The sequence below is a fragment of the Mycobacterium sp. Dal123C01 genome (genome assembly GCF_052566995.1).
The window spans coordinates 3,289,375-3,311,752 of sequence record NZ_CP199580.1 but is presented as its reverse complement, the minus strand read 5'-3'; the positions used below and the strand labels follow the sequence as shown (position 1 = coordinate 3,311,752).

Sequence of the window (22,378 nt, the reverse complement as noted above, 5' to 3'; positions counted from 1 at the left end):
GCGATCTGACGCGAGCTAGGTGTGGACTTTCCAGCCCGCCAACGGGGTGGGTGCCGCCGGAGCGTTGGGGTCGTTGAACTCGATGTAAACGTCGCCCTGGTTCACGTTGCCGCCGTAGCCGATGAATCCGTGGGCGGTTTGGCCATTGGTGACGCTGCCCGAGCGCAGGGGCGGCGTCTTGTTGATCTTCTGGTAATCGACCATGGATGAGCCGCCCTGGATATCCCGGTATGGGTCTTGCCGCCAGGGGGAAGAGGCGGCGGTTATCGAGGTCTCGCTGTAGCTGAAGGGCGCGTCGGATTTGCCGACGATGGTGAGCTCGATGACGTTGCAGCCCCCGCCGCCGGAGCAGCCGGACGAGACCCAGGTCGCGTTGTTGAGCGTGACGTCGGCGGTCGCGGTGCTGTACTCCGTGACGTGGATGGTGGTGCCGGATTTTCCGGTCGTGAACGGCGACTGTTGGGTTGTCGGGTCAGCGGTGCCGTGGGGCGCCGTTATGCACGCGGTTATCGCCATCATCGCCGCGAGCGCTGCGCTCAAAGGAATAGGTATGGCCACCTGCAGACGATAACGCGCCTTCGACGAGGCCACGCTTTCTGATCTTGGTGCCATTCACGCATTCGGGCTTTGAGCGCGGCTGTGACGGTAACCTCAGCGCCGACAGAGGGGTTAAACATGAATCAATGTTTCGACCGCCGCGCGATGCTGGCGCTGTCAGCGGCCGGCGCCCTCGCGGCGGCTCTGCCGGGCTGCACGAGCCCGTCCGGCGCTCCCAGCCAGGAGGCCTATGAGCTCACCGACTACGGATACGATGCCTCCGTTCCGGAGGCGGTGCCGATGGATAGGCCGCGACGTCTTGACAAGGTGCCGTCGAATGCATCGGTACGAGCCGAATGGTTACCGCCGGTCGGCGACCAACACATGCCGAACTGTTTCGTGTGGGCCTCCGTCTACGGTCTGGCGACGTTCTATGCGGCGCGCAAGAACAACTCGCCCCCAACCACCCCCGACTTGCAGGCCAGCCCGGACTACGCCTACATCCGATACCAGACCTCGATAAAGATGGCGCGCAACACCTGTCAAGGAGGGCAAGTTAGCAAGGTGCTGAACTGGCTCAAAGCCAATGGTGGGACCCCATCGTTAGCTGCGGCGCCGAACTTCGGCAAGCAGGGATCCGAATCGTCGTGCGATGTCAACTGGACGAAATATGGTTCGCAACCGATCCCGCCCGACCCGAAATTCCTTATCCCAGAATGGAAAGCGACGACCATCACAGGAAAAGAAGGCCTCGAAAACATGCGCACCGTCATCGCACGGGGTAATCCGATCGCCTTTGGCGTCAACCTCTACACCGACTTTCCGCACTACCGCGGCGAACGTTCGCCCTATGTCGGCAGTGGAAAATTCATGGAGAACCAGGGCAAGAAGGTTGGCCATGTGATGCTGATCGTCGCCTATGACAACGACTTCAAGGACGGAACGGGTGCGGTCAAAGTCCAGAACAGCTTTGGGACAGGTTGGGGCGACAAGGGTTTCGTGTGGATGAGTTATCGCACATTTGAGGCGATGTCCCAGGGGCAAGGGTTTTTTGTGCCCGATGACGTCTAAGGGCGTTCACCGCAGAAATTCGAGCACGGCTGTACTGAACGCGGCCGGTATCTCCAGATGCGGTATATGACCGGCGTTGGGCACCCCCACGAATCGGGCCTTGGGCATCCGCGCGGCGAACCCTTTGGCCATTTCCGCGATATTCCCCTTCGCCCCTTGGTCCTGGGGCGCAGTGTATTTCGCGCCCACATAGGTGCGGTCAGACAGGCCGCAGACGAATAGCGTTGGGGTCGCTAAAGAAGCGACGAAGTCCACGGCAGGCTCATTGAGAAGCATGTCAGAGGCCGCAGCGGAGCTTTGCACCCAGCGCTCGAACTCGGGCCCTCGCCCGACGGCCATCCGTACCGCGACGAACGGTTCGACGAGCCGAGGCTCTTTCTTCACGAAATAGTGCGCGATGTACTGGCGGATCTGATCGGCGGTCATGGAGCGCTCGTCCTGCGCGAAGTCTTCATGGCGAACCTGCCGCGTCAGGCCGTTTCGATAGTCTTCGAGTCCCATCGGGTTCTCCAGCACCAACGCGTGCACCCGCTCGGGTAGCGCCCGCGCCATGTGCATGCCGACCAGCCCCCCTGTCGAATGTCCAATGAACGCAAAGGAATCCACCTTCAGCTGATCTAACAGCGTGCGCAGATGCGTCACCAACGAGGCCGCGGTCAACGTTGAGGGCTTGGTGGACTTACCCCAGCCGATCAGATCCGGAACGATCACCCGGTAACCCTGGCGGCACAACGCCTCGATCACTCCCGTCCAGTACGCGCCGAAGAAGTTTTTGCCGTGCACCAGCAAGACAACCCCCTTCGACTGCGCGCTGTCGGGCGGGATATCCATGTACGCCATACGCGCGCGCTGCTCCCAGTCCGGGGCCTGGCGATCGATCCAGTCCGCCTGGGCGACGTGTCTGACATCCAGATAGTGCACGGGGTGCGGATACGGGTAGCTCTCCAAGCCGATACCAAGAGTGTCGTCAGCGGGCCACGGGATCACTGGCTCACCCTCGCTGGGCCCTGTGGGCACGGTGTGACATCCGGAAACGAGCAGCCCACCAGCCAGCGCCCCAGTCAGCACAAGCCGCCGACTAACGGCCATCGAGTCCCTCATGAGAACAATTCTCCCCGCACCGGGTGAACGACTCCGGTCGTCTGACCCGAGTGATCTATTTACCCGGCCGCTCGAGCCCAAGATGATCGCGCAACGTGGGCCCGGTGTACTCAGTGCGGAATCGGCCACGGCGCTGCAGGATGGGCACGACATGATCGACGAACGTCGTGAGCTCATGCGGCAGTGTCGATCCCATAAACGTGAATCCGTCGACAGCACCTGCGTCGTGCCAAGCGATCACATGATCGGCCAGCTGCTCGGGAGTGCCGACGAAATGCGTCGGCCCCGCGCCGCCAGTCACTTGCTGGGCGACCTCACGTAAGGGAGCCTCGGGTTGCGCACGCGCCGCCGCATAGAGCCGTTCGGCGAAGCTTGACGGTGTCGACTGCTCAGCCCAAAGCTTGGCGGGCAGCGGTTCGTCCGGATCGAAAGCATCTGGGTCCAGCCCGGCCGTATATAAGGCGTTTTGCCATCGAAACTCTGGACTTGCCAGATCTTCTAGCTGCTGTGCTCGTGCCTGAGCTTCGGCTACGGTGCCCCCCAGCGTCACCATTAGCCCGGGCAGCACCAGCACCTCCCCGGGCTTACGACCTACGTCTGCTGCCTGCGCGTGGAGATCGGCCCGGAAGGCAACCGCCGCCTCGAGCGACGGTGCCCCGGAGAACACCACCTCGGCGTATCGCGCGGCCAGCCCGACGCCGGCCGCAGACTGTCCTGCCTGAACGAGCACCGGGTGCCCCTGGGGGGTGCGGGGAAATGGCTGGACCCCTTCGACGTCGTAGTACTGGCCGTGGAAGCGCGGCGCGTGCAACTTGGCGCGGTCTGCCCACACGCCGCGTTCGCGGTCGCCGACGATCGCGTCGTCCTCCCAGCTGTCCCAGACGCGCGTGACGGCCTCGACGAATTCGTGGGCGTGCGCGTAACGGTCGGCGCGCTCAGGGTGGAACCGTTCGCCGAAGTTCGCCGCGGCCAGCGGGGTGACGGTGGTGACGATGTTCCAGCCGGCACGGCCGCCGCTGAGATGATCCAGCGTCGCAAACCGGCGGGCGAGCTCCCACGGCTTGCTGTAGGTCGTCGAGCCCGTCCCGATCAGTCCGATGCGATCGGTGACCGCGGCCAGCGCCGATAGCACCGAGATCGGGTCGAATTGAGTCTGCGGGAGATACGTGGCGCGATATTCGGCGATGGCGATGTTGTCGGCCAAGAAGATCGAGTCCATCAAGCCGCGTTCAGCGATCCGCGCGATATCGGTGTAGTAGGACAGGCCGAGGACATTGCGCACATCGCCGTCCACGACGCGCCATGCGGCCTCGTGATAGCCGTTCGGCCAGATGAAAGCGTTGAAGTGCAGAGGCCGCGTGCTCATAAGTTCGACTCCTTCGTGCGCGTCAATCTGTTGGCGCAACGCGGTCTGAGGTCGAAATAGTCCTCCCTCTGTGGGACGAGCAGGCTCAATCGTGCGATCAGCGGATACGGTTAGCTGGATATCAGCGACTGAAGAGGTGCCAAATGAGCGACCGAGGACTGATGGCCATGGACCTGACGTGTCCGGAGGGCCACATGGCGGGCCAGCTGATTCAGGACGCTGGGCAACAGACCATCGGGATCCAGTTGCCCGACGGTGCACGCGAAGAATGGCCGCGAGGCGGCGACAGAATGTACACATACCTGACTTGCCCCGGTTGCAATCGCCGGATTTATGGGTCGACGGAGGCAATTCAGGAGAGGATCCTCTGGCTGTCTGAGAGTGACTCCCAATCGCAGGGTAGACACTCGCTGCGCTACCTGGAGGACGGCCTCACGTAGAAGGTGCGGCCGCCTTTGTGTACACGAAATGATTTGCGCCCCTGCCCTTTTCTCTATTGCTCAGTGGCCGCCGATGGCGATCCGAGTGAGCGGCAGGGTCTTTGATAGGGAAATGTCAGGTCCGCCCAGCTGACATTTCGCTGGCGTTCGCGGCAGTGGACGGCGGCTTGCCGGCGAAAACATCGAGGATGCTTTGCGCTGCCGCCCTTTCAATCCGGCGGCGAACGTCGCGGACGGCCGAGCCTAGGTGCGGAGTGAACACGGTGCGCTCGTCTGCGAGCAGCACGGGCGAAATCTCTCGAGGTCGTTGTTGATCCGACCAGTCTTCGAATGCGAAGACGTCGGCGGCGTAGCCGCCCAAATGGCCCGCACGCAGCGAGTCGGCGACAGCATCCTCGTCGACCAGCGAACCGCGGGCCACATTGACCAGTAGCGCCCCAGCGGGAAGGCGCCGCAACGCCTCCGAACCGATGAGGTGATGGGTACCCGAAGTCAACGGTGCGGCGAGAACCACGGCGGTGCTGTTCGTCAGCAACGTTTCCAGCGACACTGACTGTGCACCCAATTCGCTCTCGTCGGCAACGGATAGCGGCGTGGGATCGGCATAGCGCAATTGCGCGTCGAACCCGCGCAACCGATGTGCCACTGCACGTCCCACGGCCCCCATGCCGACGATCCCGACGTGGCGCCCGCTGAGCCCGCCGCCATACAGTTCGGGCCGCCAGCCTTGGTGCCGACCGGAGCGCACGTAGCTATCGCCGCTGAGAAGGTGCCGATCCAGCGCCATCAACAGGCCGAGCGCGAGATCGGCAGTGGGAGCGGTGAGCAGGTCCCCGACGTAGCTGACCCAAATCGCACGATCAGTGCACGCTGCGACGTCGATGTTGTCGTAGCCCTTGAATGCCCCGGCCACGATCTTCAACCGCGGGCTCTGTCGCAGCAACTCCTCGTCGACGCGGTCGGGCATGAACACCAGCAACGCATCGGCATCGCCGCACCTGGCGAGCAATTCGTCTCGGGTGAGGGTGTTCGGTGTCTGGTTCGCGATCACCTCACACGATTGGCCCAGCAGCTCGAGCACCTCGGGGTAGACCCGATGAGTGATGACCACCCGAAATGGTTGTGCCTCCGGCAGATTCACAGAAACTTCCCTCGCAGCCAGCCGCTGATGGCATCCACGATAGTGACGGTTGCCAAGATGACCACCATGATGGCGGCCACCTGCCGATATTCCAGTGTCCGCAAGGCGGCGATGAGTTCGAAACCGATACCGCCGGCGCCCACCAGACCGAGGACCGTCGAGGCTCGGAAGTTGTACTCCCACCGGTAAATCGACACGTCAGCCAATTGGGAAAGAACTTGGGGAAGCACGCCGTAAATGATCACCTGGACCGGCTTCGCCCCAACGGCACGCGCGGCTTCAATGGGGGCCGGGCTGGCGCGTTCGATGGCCTCGGCGAAGAATTTGGCCACCATGCCGACCGAATGCAAACCCAGCGCCAGCACACCGGGGAGCGCGCCAAAGCCAACCGCTGCCACGAAAACGATCCCCATGATCAGATCAGGAATCGCCCGAAGGACATTGAGGATCGCCCTGGCCAAGTGATAGAGCACCGGGTGCGGAGTTGTGTTGCGCGCCGCGGCAAGTCCGATAGGCAACGACAGGGCTATGGATAGCGCTGTCCCGGCCACGCTCATAGCCAGGGTGTCCAGCAGCGGTACCACCCAGGAACCGGCGCGCGTGAAGTCCGGAGGCCACATCTCACCGAGCAAGGAAAACAGGGCCGGGATTCCGTCGTTGAGCCGTCGGGCATCCAACAGCCCGACGTAGTCGGAGCAAGCGAGCACGACCCCGACAATCGCCACGGCCCACAGGGCCGCGCGCATGCGCCGTCTCTGTTCGAGGCGGGCAATCTCACCGTATTCGGCATTCGCGGCCGGCGGGTTGTGCCGGCCCCGGCGCTCGACAACTGTCATTTGCTCAAGGACGACAGATCCAGCCCTAGTTGCTTGCTCAGCTGGCGGACTACGTCATAGTCCGCATTGGTCACCGCCGCGAATCCGGCGGCCTTGAACGGCTTGAGCACCTTCGGATCGCGCAAGTTCAGGAAGGCCTCCCGGATAGCGGATTTGAGTCCAGCGTCCAGACTGCTCTGCATGGTCCAGGGGTAGTTCGGGTAGGGCTTGGACTCGGCGAGGATATGAACCTTAGCCGGATCGATTGTGCCCCTTTGGCTTAACGTTTCAAAGATCGGCTTGCTGATACCGCCGCCGGCCGCATTTCCGTTCTGTACCGCGAAAGCGACCGCGTCGTGAGCGCCCACGAACTGTTCACTATAGTTCTGTCCGGCTCGCAGTCCCTGGTCCGCCAGCATGGATTTCGGGATCAGATGACTCGATGTGCTTGCGGGGTCGCCCCAAGCCACCGTCTTGTTGGTGAGGTCGGCGATCGTGTTGATGTGCTGGCTGATATTCCCTATCACCAGGGCCTGGTAGACCGGCGGCCCACCGGCCTGCTCGAGAAGTGCCGCGAACGGTTCGATGTCGGGGTCCTTCGATTTCGCCAGCACGAACGACAACGGGCCGAAGTAGCCAAGCTCGATTCGGCCGCGCCGCATCGCCTCAATCATCGATGAGTAGTCGGTGGTAACCACCAACTCGATCTGCTTACCGAGTTTGGCGTGCAGGTAGTCCTTGAGCGGTTGGTTGTTCTGGATGACGGTGGTGGCATTTTCGTCTGGCAGCAAGGCAACTCGCAGTGTTGACGGGTTCGACGTCGTCTGCGTGTGCGAGCCGAAACAGCCGGCAAGAACAAAAGCCAGCAGTGTGGTCAGCAAAATACGAGCGGCCTTCATCGGGTTCCCTTTGCGGTCGGGGCGGTCAGCGTCGCCGACGGGGTCGTGGGCGAGCGGTCACTGGTTTGGCGGTAGATCTGGGCAATTTGCTCGGCATCGAGGCAACTTGGTGGTTCGTCGACTACCACCCGACCGGCTGACAGACCGACGATTCGGTCCGCGAAACGGCGAGCCAGGTCGACTTGATGGAGACTGACCACGACGGTGATGCCGTCCTGTCGGCAGATCTCACGAAGCAAGCTCAGGACGGTGACTGCGGTTTCCGGGTCGAGACTGGCCACCGGTTCGTCTGCCAGGACGATGTCAGGCTCTTGGGTCAGCGCCCGGGCGATCCCGACCCGCTGTTGCTCACCCCCACTGAGCCGGTCGGTGCGAACCATGGCCTTGCCCAGCAGTCCCACTCGGTCGAGGGCGGCCAGTGCGCGGTATGTATCTGGACGACTCGACCGCAAAAACCCTTGCAGCACACCGGTGGAAGCCACGGTCCCGAGAAGAGCATTGCGCAGCGCTGTGTGCCGGCCGATCAATTGATGCTGCTGAAAGATCATCCCGGTGCGCCGCCGGTGCGCGCGAATCCTCGAGCTGCTGTTGAGCGGTCCGACGCCGGCCACCTCGACCAATCCAGTGGTGGGCGTCACTAAATGGTTCATGCAGCGCAGCAGAGTCGACTTGCCCGCCCCCGATGGACCCAGCAGCACCGAAAAGCTGCCGGGTTCGAAACGGATGGTCAGCGGGTGCAAAGCGAGGGTGGCTTGGTACCGAACGCTGACGTCGTATAGCTGGATCACAGATCTCCAAGTTTGTATAAATCACTTGGAAACTAAGGCCCGATCATGAACTTTTGACAACGGTGCGGCCATTAACGACGGAACGTTTTGATCTATCGGATGAACGGCGCCCGCCCAAAGAAATGGTATGTGCATTCGGCAGAATATTGAAATCTATCGCCGATAGTGGTTCTGCCGCAATGTGATCCTGATTAGACAAGACACGTAGTCGGTTGCGTTAACGAGACGCCGCAGTCGGCTGTTAGCGGAAAATGGCGACGAGCAAAAGCATGTCGGCGAACCGACCGGGGTCATCGCAGGCGGCTATAGGTGGGCTTCACGCGCCCAGATGTCAAGCACCTCAGTCCGCCCCGCAATCGTCAGCCTGTCGGGGTGGCGGCGGTTCCACAGGAGTAGCAGGAGTTCACCGGAATGTGCGCGTACCTCAGTGTCGGCCGGGACCGGAGGGTTGCCCCGTCCAAATCGTGGCGCCTCCGAACTGATCTGGGCCCACCACTGTTGTCCAGTATCAGTTGCGGTCAACGCCAGGGCCGCGGGTTGCCGGCTTCGAAGCGTCTTGGTGTATCGGCGGGCGAATCCGCAAATCATCTCGTCGATACCGTCGGTGGCAGTGGTTGTTGCCAAGTTCTCGCCACCGTAAAGTGCTGGGGCACCAGCATTCTGGACATCCACGCGATGGATCAGCGTTTCGTGCAGCATCCGACGCGCCCAGAATGTACGGGCCGAGGGGGCAGGCCAGATCGTCCAGCTGGCGAGTTCGGGTGGAGCCTGTCTCAGCAGCCGAACCAACGCGGTGTGCGCCGACCGTAGCCGACGGAGCGTACCAGCGTAGTCGGTCGGGTCGGGGTCCTGCAGCGCGGTGCACTCTTGGCGCCCGGGGGGTTCCAGGCGGCCCTGGCCGACGATCACGCCGACCCAACGGTAGATGTAGCCGAGATGGGTGATCAGCTCGCTCAGAATCCATCCCGGGCAGAATGCGATCGCGGCGTCGAAGCTGCGGGACTCGGCGACGTCGAGTAACAGAAGGCCCTCGGCATCGAGGGCATCGACGTAGTCGCCGTCGCTGAGGGTTGGTCGAAACACCTGTACCGTCGCGTTGGTCTGGTCGGAATTTGGGGTCATATCCGTCGAACGCCATGGTCGATTGCGCGGTCCATCGCCTCATAGATTGGTGTCACCGCAGAGTTGGACACCTTCGCCAGCAGGATCATGCCTTGCATGGTGGCGATGATCACGTGGGCAAGTTCGTCGGGATCGGTTCCGGGCGCAAGCAATCCGACTTCCTCAGCGTCGCGGCCGTGTCCGGCGATGCGTGCTTCCCACTCCGCGAGGACATTGGCGGCGTGCTTGCCGGCTTCGTCTGCGGTGGTCGCCAGTTCCAGCGCGAGATTACCCAGCGGGCAGCCAACGACTCGTCCGAATACTTTGACCAAACCCTCGTGGACGGTCCGCGTGACCTGCGCGGTAGCGCGCATCTTGTTGACCGGGCCCCGTGCGGCCCGTTCATGTTCGTCGAGCATCCTCCACATCGCTCGAGCGTGATGATCGATCACCGCGATGGCCAAGTCGCTCTTGGACTCAAAGAAGTGGTAGAAGCTGCCCTTCTTGACCTTCGCCGCTTCGCAGATCTCGTTGACCCCGACGCTGTGGTAACTGCGGGCCAGAAACAGCTTGGCCGCTGCGCGCACGATGCGATCTTTGGTCGCATCCGTCCTTGGTTCGGTGGGCGGCTGCAGGGCCACCGGGGTGTTCGTCACGTCTGACATCTCCTGTGCCATCGCCATTTCCTCTTCGGCGGGTCGGGTGGTGCATGTTGTGCATGGGCGGCTAGTGCTTGAGGCGTCGGCTGCCTTGGTGCCAGTCCTCCTGTTTGCCCGCCGCATTGGTCGAATTGCCGAACACCTCCAACTGAGGTTGCTCGCGCAGGCTGCGTTTGAGTTCAGAGAAGCCACCGAAGCGAGCCAGCCCAACGACGTGGTCCCACAACTCCACGGCCTGATCTGATGTGGGTAGACGGCTGATCACCGGCCCGAAGAACGCGACGCCCCCGGGCGGGTCCACGTGCATGATCGGTGTCCCCACGTCTTTCCCGGTCATCGCACGGGCCTGCGTTGTCTCAGCGGCTATCTCGGCATCCCACGAAGCATCGTCAAGGGACTCAACGAATTCCGCAGGCAGTCCAGCCTGGGCCAGGATCGCCGCGACCTGCGTGGGCTGCCCTACAGTGTCGGTCCGTTCCTGCATGTCGCGCCAAGGCGGCCGGTCGAAGATATGGGCGCCGAAGGAAGCCTGCAATACGTCCAAAGCCCGCGGCCCAAGCTCGGCTCGGGTGCGGGCCGCCACGCGAAGCATCCTCAGCCCCGCATTGTGGTAAGCCTCGTAATCGGGCGGAAAGTGCGCGTCGTAGTCGATGTGCTCGTTGACCATGCGCAGCGATATCAACCGCCACTCCACCCGGTAGTCCCGGGCCGCCATGACTATTCGCACCCACTTGCTGGTCATCCACGCGAACTGACACACCGGGTCGAAGTAGAAGTGCAAATCAGCGTCAGGCACGCCAACTATGCTAACAGACCGGTTAAATTTCTTGTACCGATCGGTCAACTTCAGGCTATCCGGAAGACAGAAGAGATTGACGACTTCTGAAGTGGGGCGGGCGAAGGCCCCTCTGCTGTCGCTGCGAGACGGCATAGACGATGTCATCTGGGGCGTCGAACTCGACGAGCCTTTCGAAGGTGTGGCCGTTAAGTAGACGCCGTTGTGGTGGCCAACAACTAGCTAGGTCAAAACTCGACGGGCAGCGACTCCAACCAGCGACCAAGCGGCGGCCGGATGGTCATGATCGGCGGGGCGTCGGAGGCCGGCCGCAGATTCGGTAAGCGCTCCAACACGGCACCGAAACACTCGCTGAGCTCAAGACGCGCCAGGGCGGCACCCAGGCAGAAATGCACGCCAATACCGAATGTCAGATGCCCGTTGTCGATTCGAGTGATATCAAACCGGTTGGGGTCGGCAAACACCCGCGGATCGCGGTTGGCGGACAACACCGACAGGAAAAAGTGCTCGCCGGCCGGAAACTCATAACCGGCGATGACCACCGGCTCCACACTTTGCCGAATGGCACCCGCGGTGGGGCCATCAAAACGCAGGATCTCCTCCACTGCCCTCGGAATAAGCTCCGGCCTCGCCTTCACCATGGCAAGCTGCTCAGGGTGGGCCATCAGCAACGACAACCCGATCGAGGTCGCAAAAGCTGTCGTCTCGTGCCCGGCGAATAACAACGCGCCACAATTGGCAACAATCTCGTCCTCGGTCACCCGTCCCGCACGTTCGGCCTCAACGAACATCGTGATCAGGTCCTGCCGTGGATCTCGCCGCCGCGCCGCGACAATGTCGCGCAGGTAGTCTTCCAACTCCACGATGCTGTCCTGCGCGGCCTCCAAATCGACGCCAAGGAAGACCTCGTGCATAGCGTTAGACCACATGCGCAGAAGCTCATAATCGTCGCGCGGCATACCCAACAAGTCCGCAATGATATTGGCTGGCAATGGAAAAGCCAGATCAGCCACCACATCCATCCTGCCCAGACGCTGCACCTTGTCGAGCAGCTCGTTGGTCATTTGCCTGACCCGCGGCCGTAAACTTTCGACCGTCCCCGGAGTGAAGTAGTGCTTTAGCAGCTGCTGTAATCGACGGTGGTCTTCCCGACTGGTTCCGCCCATCCACAAGCCGATCGATCGGCGCGCGCGCCCGAACTTCTGTTGATCAGATGAGCTAAGCCGGCTGATTGCCAGGGTTGCCGTCGCGCTGATGAGCGCGGGGTTTTTGAGTGCGGCCAAGATCTCGTGGTAATCGTTGATGAGGTAAGCACCCAAGCCGGCCAGCCGGGCGACGGGGTGTTCGGTGCCGGCGCGCCGGAAAAACTCGAAGGGGTCGTCTGCTGTGAACGGGTCAAGAAGAGGCAGTGTTTCGATAGCGTCGGTCATGCTCGCCATCTTGCAGCCAGCGATCAGCCGCGCACAGGGGCACAACCGATTTGACATCACCAGTAGTACATTATGGACGAATTATATTGAGCAACAGGCGGTCTGAACTGAAGGCGCGAACAGCACCACTCCTGCGTCAACGGCGAGGCCAACTAACTGCTCCCGCCCGGGCTCACCATTTCGCGATGAGTCTACGGCGAACTATGAAGGTGCGCATCACTTTTGCTCGAAAGAGAACTTCGCGCTAGCTCAGATCAACATCTTCATATCTGGCTCACCTGAGCAGATCCGCGTGGTACGCGGGCTCGCGCCGGTTTGCGTCACCCCCGACCACCCCAGCGCGACGAGCCCACGTGGGATTCGGCCCCGGTCGACACGCCCGCTATCCCAACCGCTGCCGCCAACAGGGGCGAAATCCGAGTACCGCGGGTGCGAGTATTGCCAGGCCGTCAGTAATCCGTCAATCCCACGAATACCACTGTGCCCGAACTGAAATCGTCAACCCAACTCGAACCCCTGAGGGCCGGGCGTCTTTTGGGGACGGCCAAATTCATGGCACCGGAGGTGGCGAAGACCAGGCCTATTCCAGGGCTGACAACCCATAAAGCCCCATTCACTTCAACGTTCGTGGCGGCCGTGCCGTTCATTCCGGGCGATGAACCACGAGCCGTCATCGAGGGCGCTAAGCGTGCAAGCTCGGGAACTCAAGCGTAGTAATCAAGCATGTCGCCGAACAACTCTCCGTTTGCGGAGCATTCGCGGCGTTAAATGCCATGCTGTCAACCGCTTTAGGCGATCAGCAAGGCGACACCACTATCAGTGACTTCGACACTCACGCAGGATAGATCGGTCACGATGACGTCGGCGTCCGCCAGTTCGGCGGCGCGGTGAGTGGTCGTGACGGCTAGTACTTGCGCCCCTGCGGCCCGGCCAGCACCGACGCCCGCGGGCGCATCCTCCACCACCAGACACTCCCGTGCCTCGAAGCCCAGCGCGGCAGCCGCCTTGAGGTAGCTCTCGGGGCTTGGCTTGCCAGCTGATACATCTTCTGCGCCGATCAGCAACTGCGGAGCCGGGAGCCGCGCTGCCACTAGTCGCGCAGCCATCAACGAGCGCGGCCCGGAGGTCACCGCGGCCCAGTGACTAGGCGGTAGGGCATCAAGCAGTCGGCGTACTCCCGGTAGCGCCACGACACCATCGAGATCAGCCAGCTCTTGCAGGGCGAGTTGCCGAGCTGTCGCTGCGGCTCGCTGCCCTGGTGCGACGAATTGCGCGACCGTGTCTTCGGTTCGCCTGCCATGACAGACCTTGAGTACCTCGTCATAGTCGACGCCGTATTCCTTGGCCCAGGTACCCCAGGACCCTTCGACCGTGGCGGTTGAGTCGATCAAGGTGCCATCGATGTCGAACAAAATTCTCTTGCCGTGCAGCACCGCCATAGACGGCAACCCTAATGGGGTAGGGCACGTGCATCCGAAGATGTGTCGCTGACGAACATGCGCCCAACCGGTTAGCGCACATGGGCGGGTCTCCACACGCGCGAACAGCACCAGTAGGCACAGCACAACGCCCTGGTGCCTCGCATGCCGCGACCAGAGGTTCACCTGGCGACTGCGGTCGGGCTCGGTTTGCGCTCGACGACGGTGGTCGGCAATGTTAGGTCGGCATGAACGGACCGCTGGGTCCTCTGCAGTGAAAACCGCACGTCAAACGGGCTCTTCTAAACAGCGTTGAGTAAAAGAGATGCGACCCATCGTGTTGGTCATCGTTGCTGTTACGCGGGTTACGCACTTTTGTAAAGGTGAATGAAAGGAAATTCACCTACTTTGGGTCGAACATGTTCTATGTGCATTGGACTGATATCATGAGATCAATCACTGCTTGAGCCCCACTGCCTGCCGATACCCAACGACGCGGCGTCAGGCATTTGAAGCATGGGCAACGAAAGGATTCTTGGTGTTGACAGCCACCAAACGAGCTCAATACGACTTCATTTATGACATTTTGCAGAATGAAACGGCGGCACTGGACTTCACCATGTCAGTGTTGGAAAAAAGTTATAAATCCCACTTTCCTGACCATGCCAGCGATGTGAGTGGGCTCCTAGCGGACGCCTGCAAGTATTTGCTGGCAGCTGGTAGCGGCGGTGAACTGTATCAAGCAGCTGAAGAGGTGCACGGGCAATTCTTCACATCCGAAGGAATCGGGTCATGGTTCAGCGAGGGCTACTCGGCATATAAGTCGCAGCGTAAGCCGACACAGGATTTCAATAATCTTGCAGAAGCCATTAGAGGTAGCACAGTACTCGACTTCGGCTGCGGACGCGGTCATTTAGCTGCGCTGATCGCCCGCGCCGGCTTTGACTGCTACACCACCGACGTCATGGACTACCGTGGCCCGGACGCTGGTCATCTACCGTTTCGGCAGATGGCGTCACCTGCTGATGTCCCCTATGCGGACGACATGTTCGACAGTGCGATCGTCAAAACCGTCCTCCATCACGTTGATGCACCCGATCTAATTCCGCTGTTGATCAATTTGCGGCGTGTTGCACGGCGGTTGATTATCGAGGAGGACACTTACGCTGTCCCAGCAGCGTCACTCGGGGCCGCGGTCGGACAGATTGAAATGACCGAATTTAATAAATTGGATGATAGCAATCAATACGGGGTACTCGTATTGATTGATCTTTTTGGTAACGCCGTCGCTCAAGGACTTGTTGATATGAATTTCGGTTGTCAGTTCAAGCGAATTAGCGAGTGGCATTCATTATTTGATAGCCTTGGCTTCCGTATTGTAGATACAGAAACCGTGGGTTTCCGCCCAGGTAATATTCACAAGACCTGTCAGGTACGTTTCGTCGTTGATCGCGAAGAATTGTAATAGCACTGAGCAGCGCAGTGGAATTCATGCCACAAAGCGCGTCTCCATGATGTGTAGCAACCTTTAGGTTCCCGAGTTTCCGGTGAGCAAAATCACACACTGCGTTCGACGGTCAGTGCGTCAGATCAATCGGGACAACAGCGGTTTTCAGCAGTAGTCGCGTTCGATGTGACGCATCCCACTTGGCGTGGCCGGCGCCGTCGCCGCTCAGCACAGCAGCGGGGTCGCGACGAGCAGATCCCCTTGGCCGTCACCACCTAACGGCGGCCGGTGCATTACTGCGGGGATCTGGTTGCGCGGAGCTGGTTTGCCGCTGCTGCTCGTTCGAGCAGAGCCGGTTCGGCCAACGACGAGGGATGGGCAAGCATCGATGTGACATTGCCGAAAGCATCGGCGACCGTCTGGTCCACCAGCGTGGCTTCAAGCAATTGCTGCAAGGCCCTCCTCTGGACTGCGACATCCTCGGGTACATCGACGCCCCGGATGGCGTCGAGCCGGGCGGCATCGTCGCCTGCCGACATCATCCAAGCGGCGTCGGTCACGACCGATTGCAGGTCGAAGAACTCTGTCGCCGCGCGGGTGACCTGCGGGACACTGACCAGGTAATCGGATAGGCAGCTTGCATGCAGCGCAGCTGACGAAATGCCCTGGCCGTGAACTGGATTGAACGATGCCATAGCGTCTCCGACACTGACCAGGCGGGCCGGGAATCGTGTGAGTCCCGTGAAGTCGCGGCGGCGACTGTCCGCTTGTCGGTACGTTTCGATGTCGCGGGTGACCCTCCCACTTACCGCGTGCCCGAAGATCATCGGGAGCTTGGCGCACGTCGACCGAAGAGCCTCGATCGACGTGGGCGGCCGGTCAGGTTCGTAGGCCATCATCATCACCATCCATTGATTGGCTTCCACCGCCACTGCCGCGGCAACCGATATTCCATCCGGAGCTGATGGGCCGCCTGGACGCGCGAGTGCACAAGCAGTTGACAGCTCAGCCGCGTCGTCTTGCCGCTCGAACAGTGCGGTCGCGTAGTTGATGTCGGTTCGGAGCCGTTGTAGCTGCGGGCGCTGGTAGCCGCCTCGTTCGACCCAGTCCGATATCTTGCTCGACCGTCCCATGGCGTCCACTGCGAAATCGACGTCGAGTGCTCGCTCGATGCCGTCGGCGATGTGGCGCACGGCGCGTACCGCGTCGTCGCGGAAGTCGAGGCCTGCTGCCTGACCGGACAGGGTTGTCACGTTGGGCAGCGCGAGGACGCGGCTGCCGATCCGGGATTCCAGGAATGGCCGTGTGCCGGTCAGTATCGTGGTTTCGCGGCTCTGCATCTGCTGCTGGTCCCCCAGGTAGATGGCCTGCTGGTCGGGGCGGGCAAGCACACTGCCCAGATCCTGTGCTTCGCGGGTGAAGCCAGGCAGCCATCGTTCGAGCTGGGTACGGCCCCCCGGCAGCAGACCGTGCCCCTGACGATCCTGTGGAACCCCGGACCGTGAGCGTCCGTCGGCGTTCACTGCATCGCGCTCGATGATCACCACCCTGCGGGCGTGATCAGCGAGCACCCGAGCGGCCAACAGGCCCGCGATGCTGCCGCCCAACACGCAAGCGGTATCGAAGAGCACGGGCGTATGCGCTGGGAGGTCGGTTCGGATCAGACGGTCGAAAACAGCACGGGCGGAGTCAGGCTTCACGGTCACTTCAATGTCCTCTTTTCAACGCGGCTTCCCGCGCTGGCCGGTTCTTGACGAAACACGCCTCGGTGTGAACGAAAGCCAGTGCCTAGCAGCGAGTTCCGCGAACTAAGAGCTGCGTCCTTGCAGCCGAAGGGAACTGCGTTGATACCGGTGACGACCGACCAGCCGCTTGGAAAAGCTCATCCAGACAAGCGACGTTGACGTTCCATCCACGCTGGGCCAAGTACACCGCGGCATCGTGGCGAGCTCCCGAGAAACCGAGGCTACGCAGCTCCAATTCAGGGTCATGTTTGGACCAAATTTCGTGCAGATAGTCCAGGATTTCCCCTAGCGCGTTCGGACGGCCAACATGGAAATAGTCGGCGACGATCCGGCTGCCCGGAGCGCTCAACACCGTGATCGCATCGATTATTTCGTCATGAACCGCCGGGGGTAGATAACCGAGGAAAAGCCCTTCGGCGATCCACGCGGTGGGCCTTGCAGGATCGAATCCCGCTCGCCGCAGCGCTACTGGCCAATCTTGCCGAAGATCGATTCCCACGCAGCGGTGCTCGGCTGCCGATACGTGGCCCAGGCTCGCCAAGGTGCTCGTCTTCCACTCAATGACCGCGGGCTGATCCAATTCATAGACCGTCGTTACCGGCGGCCAGTCCAAACGGTAAGCGCGGCAATCTAATCCCGAGGCCAGGATCACCAGTTGTCGAATGCCCTCTCGGCACGCATCGGCGACGAAATTATCGATCGCCCAGCCGCGGATGCCAAAGCAGGCCGGAAACCATCCGGCTCCAATATCCGCGAGCTCGATCGAACCATCAACTACGCGAGTAAGAAGCTTGATTCCAACGGCGCGAACCAACTCGGCAGCAAATGGATCCCTGATTAGGGGGTCTGGCTGCGTGCTGGCGATGGCTCGCGCGGCGGCCACGAAGGTGGCCGTCGCACCCACGCTGGTCTTCAGATCCCAACTATCGTCATCGGTCCGCGCCACATCCGCTCCTTGACAGCAAGCCTTCCCGGGCCAAAGGTCGTGCCCTCTTCACACCCGCCAACAGATGAACCTGCGACCTTCGGTATATGAATACGGTATGACGATACCGACCCTGGACGCCCGCGCCCAGACGCAAGACCGCAAAGACAACAGCCGATGCCGGTCGAGGCGGAACGAGCCAAGGCTGTCTTGCGGGAAGTGTTGTTAGAGACGGGAACCCAGATGCTGCGGGTATGCCGTCGCCGAACAGATCTCAATGATTCTCGTGTGCGCCAACCCATCGTACCGGCGCTGTTGAGCTCGAAACCAATGACTGTGATGCAAGATGAGCAGATGCAGCGCGATCTCCTGGCCAACTTTTGCGCACGCCCGCTCGACGAGGACATTGCTGCCTCCCCCGCGGCCGACATGCGCACTGGCCGAGCCAATTCCGCCGACCCGGCAACGGATTCCCGATGAACTCCCGCACCCTTGTCCGGCGCCGGCTCGACTACCTCCTGCTCCCAGCCTTCGTGCTCGGCATCATCAACGCGCTTGCGTTGAGTCTGCCGGAAGGCCTCGGAGTTCCCGTCGCCTCTGACAGCCCGTGGCCACCTTTGCGTGCTTTACACACCTGGGGTGTCGAGCAAGAGCCGCAGCATCTCGTCATGCCGCCGGCCTTGCGGGCCTCGCTTTTGTACGACGGTTTCGTGCAACTTCCGCTGCTCGTTGTGCTCACCATCGGCGTGTGGAAGCTCAAATCGTGGCCGTGGCTGCCTGCACTGGCCATGGCGTACGCCGTCAGCGCGGTGGTGAACATGTACTTCTACTTCATGCAGACATTCCTCGGACCTGACAGTCCCTCACACCTGGCGACCTACCTGCCGCTCAACCTCCCCTGGGTGATCGTGCCGCTGCTGGTGGCGTATCGATTCTGGCCTCGCATAGCCTGAGCAGGAGGCGTTCTCATCAACGTCCGCACATTTTTCGAAGGCGAATTCGTGGCCCGCGGATACAAGTGCGGTCACCATCGGCCATCGTCGCGCTGACGGACGGCTACGTTGGCAGCTCCCAGCGCTCGAATCAGGTCTTCGACATCGCTTTTAGCGCTTTTTGACCAGTCCGCCCGGCGGGCTTTCGTCAACGTCGTTGAGGATCAGCGCGCGCACGGCCGTACGCGGTCCGTACGGTCGCAGCATGGTGCTGGCCGGCCGTGGACGCACATGCTGCGGCCACCAGAACCAGCGCCCGAGCAAGGTGGCCAGCGACGGGGTCATGAACGACCGCACGATCAAGGTGTCGAACAACAGACCCAGCGCGATCGTCGTACCCACCTGGGCCATCACCCGTAGCGGGCTGAACATGAACGTGGCCATGGTGGCGGCGAACACCAGACCGGCGGCGGTCACCACCGAGCCCGAACCGGCCATCGCGCGGATCGTCCCCGTCTTGAGCCCGGCGTGGATTTCCTCCTTGAACCGCGATATCAGCAGCAGGTTGTAGTCCGAGCCGACCGCCAGCAGCAGGATGATCGCCATCGCCAGCACCATCCAGTGCAACTTGATCCCCAGGATGTACTGCCATAGAAGCACGGAGAGTCCGAACGAGGCGCCCAGCGAGAGCAACACCGTACCGACGATCACGAAGGCCGCAACGACGCTTCGGGTGATCACCAACATGATGACGAAAATCAGTGTGGCCGCGGAAATTCCGGCGATCAACAGGTCGATGTTGGAGCCGTCGTGCATGTCCTTGTACGTCGCGGCGGTACCGCCGAGGTAGACATTGGCGCCCTCCCAGGGCGTGCCCTTAATCGCCTCGTGCACGGCCTGCTTGATCGGCTCGATGTGGCTGACGCCTTCAGGCGTCGCCGGGTCGCCTTCATGCGAGATGATCAACCGGACAGCGCGCCCGTCCGGCGATATGAACTGTTTGAGACCCCGCGCGAAATCCGGGCTCTTGAACGCCTCTGGCGGAAGGTAGAACGTGTCGTCGTTCTTCGCTTTGTCGAAGGCATCGCCCTGCGCGGTGGCGTTGTCGGCCTGCGCTTTCGCCTGGTCGTTGAGACCCTTTGTGATCGCATAGTTCGACATGATGGTGTCGAGGTTGTGCTGCTGGCTCTCAATCTGCGGGGGTATCAACGCTACGAGTTTGGGCTGGATCTGATCCAGCTTGTCGAGATTCGCGCTGAGGTTCTCGATGTTCTGAGCCACCTGGTCGATGCCGTCGAGCGCGTTGAACACCGACCGGATTGCCCAGCAGGCCGGGATGTCGTAACAGTGCTTCTCCCAGTAGAAGTAGCTACGGATCGGCCGGAGGAAGTCGTCGAAGTTGGCGATGTCGTCGCGCAACGCCTCGGTGATCTTCACCGTTTCCTTGGTGAGCTTGGTGGTTTCGTGTGTCGTGTTGCTCAGATCCTGGGTGACCTGCATCTGCTCATGCAGCGTTGCCATCGTTTTCTTGAGCTCGTCCGCCTGGTTCAGCAGGTTTTTCGCCTGCTCTTCCTGATAGTGCTGGGTCTGGAGCCGCCCTGCGGCCTGTGCACCCATCTGAAAACCGAGGGTGCTGTGGTCGAGCGGCGTGCCCAACGGCCGGGTGATGGTCTGCACCCGGCCGATACCGGGGATGTGGAAGATCGCCTTGGCGACCTTGTCCAGGACGATGAAGTCGGCCGGGTTACGCAGGTCATGATCGGTCTCGATCATCAACAGCTCAGGATTCAGCCGAGCCTGGTTGAAGTGCCGGTCAGCAGCCGTATAACCGATATTGGCCGGGGTGTCTTGCGGCAGGAAGTGGCGGGTGTCGTAGTCCGTCTTGTAGCCGGGCAGAGCGAGCAGGCCGACTAATGCGGCGGCGATGGTGACCGCGAGAACCGGTGCGGGCCAGCGGACGATGGCGGTGCCGATGCGTCGCCAGCCCTGGGTCTGCAGCTTTCGCTTCGGGTCCAGCAGCTTGAAGAACGATGCCACAGTCAGGATCGCCGGTGCCAGAGTCAAGGCCCCCAGGACCGCGACCAGCATGCCGACGGCGCACGGTACACCGAGTGACTCAAAATAGGGCAACCGGCAGAAGCTCAGGCAGTACATCGCGCCGGCGATGGTCAGCCCCGACCCCAGCACGACATGGGCCGTGCTGTGGAACATCGTGTAGAACGCTTCTTCACGCGTCTCGCCCAGGCCGCGGGCCTCGTGATATCGGCCGACGACAAAGATCGCGTAGTCCGTTCCGGCGGCAATCGCCATCAGCACGAGCATGTTATTGGCGAACGTGGAGAGCCCTATGATGTTGTAGTTTCCGAGCGTCGCGACGACACCGCGGGCCGCGGCCAACTCGATGAAGACCATCGTCAGCATGATCAGAACGGTGCTTATCGAGCGGTAGACGAACAGCAGCATCACCACAATCACGAGCAGGGTGACCAGAGTGACTTTCGCGACGCCTTTCTCACCCGCATGGGACTGGTCGGCAAACAACGGAGCCGCCCCGGTGACGTAGGCCTTGATCCCCGGCGGAGCCGGCACCGAGTTCACGATCTTGCGGACGGCCTCGCTGGACTCGGTGGACAACCCGCCGCCCATGTTGCCGGCGAGGTAGACCTGGACGTACGCGGCCTTTTGGTCGTGACTCTGGGAGCCCGCGGCGGTCAGGGGATCACTCCAGAAGTCCTGGATGTGCTGAACGTGTTTCTTGTCTTGCTCGAGTCGCTTGACGATCTCGTCGTAATAGCGGTGGGCCTCTGCCCCCAGCGGTTTGTCGCCCTCCAGCAGGACCATTGCCGAGCTGTCGGAACTGAACTCTTTGAACGTCGACCCGACGCGCATCATCGACTGGAACGACACCGAGTCCTTGGGACTCTGCGACACCGCGTGGTTCTTGGAGACGACCTCCAGCTGCGGCGCGATGGTGTTGCTGACGAAGACGATGCCCAGCCAGATCAGGACGATCGGCAGTGCAAGCCGATGGATCATCCGCGGCAGGAACGGCGGGATCAGCGGCTGATCAACGCGCCGCGCAGCCTCGGTGGTCTCGCTCATGCGGACTTGTCCAGGCAGTAGACGAAGGCATTGACGTTTTCGTTGGGGGGCGATTGATTGGCACCCTTGATCACCTCACCGCGCCCGTCGTGGTTGTCCACGACGAATTGGCAGGCGATCCAACTCCCGTCTCCTTGCGCTACCAGATTTGCCGGGATGCCGGGCTTCGTTGACTTCAATACTGTGCTCCAGGGCAAGGGGACGTTGAGGGCCTGCTGCGGGTGGGAGTTCTCGTCGAGGTAGTTAACGGTTGCCGTGCTGCCCGGTGAGCCCCAGACCTCGAGCGTGATGGTCTTGGCGTTGAACTGGTCGAGGACCTCGCCCGACGTGCCACCACCGAACGAACCGCTGTGGACGCCGAAGATGTCATGCAGCCGGTGCACGACGAACCCGGACAGCGCGACGACGGCCACGATCGTGAGCACCAGCCAGAAACGGCCCAGCAGCCCCTGCTTCTTGGCGCGCTGTGGGCCGACTTTTTCCTCGGCGCTTGGGGGCACCGTAGAAGCCCGCGACTCTCTCCGCGGCTCGGTGGTCGTCATGGGCGCTTTCCTAACCAGGGGCGAAGGCTACTCAACTAATTAGCTTAGAAGTAAGCTTAGGCACTCTAACCTACAACGAGATAGTCCGGGCCTCACATCGAACTGAGCCGTCCGCGAACTCAG

The 22,378-nt window shown here is 61.6% G+C and carries 20 protein-coding genes and 1 pseudogene; 5 read left to right on the top strand and 16 right to left on the bottom strand.

The features are described from left to right. Positions 1-15: 15 nt before the first annotated feature. Positions 16-519 (bottom strand): hypothetical protein, encoded by a 504-nt coding sequence (locus ACTXG5_RS15645; protein ID WP_445164440.1) that lies wholly within the window; start codon positions 517-519, stop codon positions 16-18. 120 nt (positions 520-639) lie between these two features. On the opposite strand from ACTXG5_RS15645, the gene ACTXG5_RS15640 reads away from it, so the two are divergent. Beyond that, positions 640-1,608 (top strand): C1 family peptidase, encoded by a 969-nt coding sequence (locus tag ACTXG5_RS15640; protein WP_445159674.1) that lies wholly within the window; start codon positions 640-642, stop codon positions 1,606-1,608. Between the two features lie 6 nt (positions 1,609-1,614). On the opposite strand, the gene ACTXG5_RS15635 is transcribed toward ACTXG5_RS15640, so the two are convergent. The 9 genes from ACTXG5_RS15635 to ACTXG5_RS15595 all read right to left on the bottom strand — a co-directional run bounded on the left by ACTXG5_RS15635 (position 1,615) and on the right by ACTXG5_RS15595 (position 10,714). Next, entirely contained in the window at positions 1,615-2,529 is a 915-nt protein-coding gene (locus ACTXG5_RS15635; RefSeq protein WP_445159673.1) for an alpha/beta fold hydrolase, read from the bottom strand. Between the two features lie 235 nt (positions 2,530-2,764). Beyond that, positions 2,765-4,075 (bottom strand): NtaA/DmoA family FMN-dependent monooxygenase, encoded by a 1,311-nt coding sequence (locus ACTXG5_RS15630; protein WP_445159672.1) that lies wholly within the window; start codon positions 4,073-4,075, stop codon positions 2,765-2,767. A gap of 555 nt (positions 4,076-4,630) precedes the next feature. After that, a complete protein-coding gene (locus ACTXG5_RS15625) occupies positions 4,631-5,656 on the bottom strand; it encodes a phosphonate dehydrogenase (RefSeq protein ID WP_445159671.1) in 1,026 nt (341 codons plus the stop codon). Beyond that, entirely contained in the window at positions 5,653-6,492 is an 840-nt protein-coding gene (phnE, locus tag ACTXG5_RS15620) for a phosphonate ABC transporter, permease protein PhnE (RefSeq protein ID WP_445159670.1), read from the bottom strand. The genes ACTXG5_RS15625 and phnE overlap by 4 nt, the downstream gene beginning before the upstream one ends. Then, on the bottom strand, positions 6,489-7,370 hold the full coding sequence (gene phnD / locus ACTXG5_RS15615) for a phosphate/phosphite/phosphonate ABC transporter substrate-binding protein (RefSeq protein WP_445159669.1): 882 nt from the start codon (positions 7,368-7,370) through the stop codon (positions 6,489-6,491). Before phnD ends, phnE begins: the two co-directional genes overlap by 4 nt. Further along, entirely contained in the window at positions 7,367-8,158 is a 792-nt protein-coding gene (gene phnC / locus ACTXG5_RS15610) for a phosphonate ABC transporter ATP-binding protein (RefSeq protein WP_445159668.1), read from the bottom strand. The genes phnD and phnC overlap by 4 nt, the downstream gene beginning before the upstream one ends. 303 nt (positions 8,159-8,461) lie before the next feature. Then, positions 8,462-9,280 carry a maleylpyruvate isomerase family mycothiol-dependent enzyme gene (locus tag ACTXG5_RS15605; protein ID WP_445159667.1) on the bottom strand — a complete coding sequence of 273 codons (819 nt, stop codon included), beginning with the start codon at positions 9,278-9,280 and terminating at the stop codon, positions 8,462-8,464. Continuing rightward, positions 9,277-9,936, bottom strand: coding sequence for a TetR/AcrR family transcriptional regulator (locus ACTXG5_RS15600; RefSeq protein ID WP_445159666.1), 660 nt, complete (start codon positions 9,934-9,936; stop codon positions 9,277-9,279). Before ACTXG5_RS15600 ends, ACTXG5_RS15605 begins: the two co-directional genes overlap by 4 nt. Before the next feature lie 49 nt (positions 9,937-9,985). Continuing rightward, entirely contained in the window at positions 9,986-10,714 is a 729-nt protein-coding gene (locus tag ACTXG5_RS15595; RefSeq protein WP_445159665.1) for a mycothiol-dependent nitroreductase Rv2466c family protein, read from the bottom strand. Positions 10,715-10,817: 103 nt separating this feature from the next. Between ACTXG5_RS15595 and ACTXG5_RS15590 the strand changes: the two are divergent. After that, positions 10,818-10,904, top strand: a pseudogene (locus ACTXG5_RS15590) (hypothetical protein); the annotation flags it as partial. A 37-nt stretch (positions 10,905-10,941) separates the two neighbouring features. On the opposite strand, the gene ACTXG5_RS15585 reads toward ACTXG5_RS15590, so the two are convergent. Next, a complete protein-coding gene (locus ACTXG5_RS15585; protein WP_445159664.1) occupies positions 10,942-12,144 on the bottom strand; it encodes a cytochrome P450 in 1,203 nt (400 codons plus the stop codon). Positions 12,145-12,932: 788 nt separating this feature from the next. Continuing rightward, positions 12,933-13,583 carry an HAD-IA family hydrolase gene (locus ACTXG5_RS15580; protein WP_445159663.1) on the bottom strand — a complete coding sequence of 217 codons (651 nt, stop codon included), beginning with the start codon at positions 13,581-13,583 and terminating at the stop codon, positions 12,933-12,935. Between the two features lie 517 nt (positions 13,584-14,100). On the opposite strand from ACTXG5_RS15580, the gene ACTXG5_RS15575 reads away from it, so the two are divergent. Beyond that, on the top strand, positions 14,101-15,027 hold the full coding sequence (locus ACTXG5_RS15575; protein ID WP_445159662.1) for a class I SAM-dependent methyltransferase: 927 nt from the start codon (positions 14,101-14,103) through the stop codon (positions 15,025-15,027). Between the two features lie 275 nt (positions 15,028-15,302). On the opposite strand, the gene ACTXG5_RS15570 is transcribed toward ACTXG5_RS15575, so the two are convergent. Beyond that, a complete protein-coding gene (locus ACTXG5_RS15570; RefSeq protein WP_445159661.1) occupies positions 15,303-16,715 on the bottom strand; it encodes an FAD-dependent oxidoreductase in 1,413 nt (470 codons plus the stop codon). 82 nt (positions 16,716-16,797) lie between these two features. Continuing rightward, the gene (locus ACTXG5_RS15565; protein ID WP_445159660.1) at positions 16,798-17,700 is read right to left on the bottom strand and encodes an SAM-dependent methyltransferase; all 903 of its coding nucleotides are present in this window, start codon (positions 17,698-17,700) and stop codon (positions 16,798-16,800) included. Positions 17,701-18,009: 309 nt separating this feature from the next. Here ACTXG5_RS15565 and ACTXG5_RS15560 point away from each other — a divergent pair, with 309 nt between their 5' ends. Together ACTXG5_RS15560 and ACTXG5_RS15555 are read left to right on the top strand one after the other, a co-directional pair. After that, positions 18,010-18,159, top strand: a complete 150-nt coding sequence (locus ACTXG5_RS15560) for a hypothetical protein (RefSeq protein ID WP_445164626.1) — start codon at positions 18,010-18,012, stop codon at positions 18,157-18,159. Further along, positions 18,156-18,632: an EXPERA domain-containing protein gene (locus tag ACTXG5_RS15555; RefSeq protein ID WP_445159659.1), complete on the top strand. Its 477-nt coding sequence runs from the start codon at positions 18,156-18,158 to the stop codon at positions 18,630-18,632. The genes ACTXG5_RS15560 and ACTXG5_RS15555 overlap by 4 nt, the downstream gene beginning before the upstream one ends. Positions 18,633-18,782: 150 nt before the next feature. On the opposite strand, the gene ACTXG5_RS15550 is transcribed toward ACTXG5_RS15555, so the two are convergent. Both ACTXG5_RS15550 and ACTXG5_RS15545 read right to left on the bottom strand, forming a co-directional pair. Continuing rightward, positions 18,783-21,713, bottom strand: coding sequence for an MMPL/RND family transporter (locus ACTXG5_RS15550; RefSeq protein WP_445159658.1), 2,931 nt, complete (start codon positions 21,711-21,713; stop codon positions 18,783-18,785). Beyond that, complete coding sequence (locus ACTXG5_RS15545; protein WP_445159657.1) at positions 21,710-22,255, bottom strand: MmpS family transport accessory protein; 546 nt, start codon at positions 22,253-22,255, stop codon at positions 21,710-21,712. Before ACTXG5_RS15545 ends, ACTXG5_RS15550 begins: the two co-directional genes overlap by 4 nt. Positions 22,256-22,378: the final 123 nt, after the last annotated feature.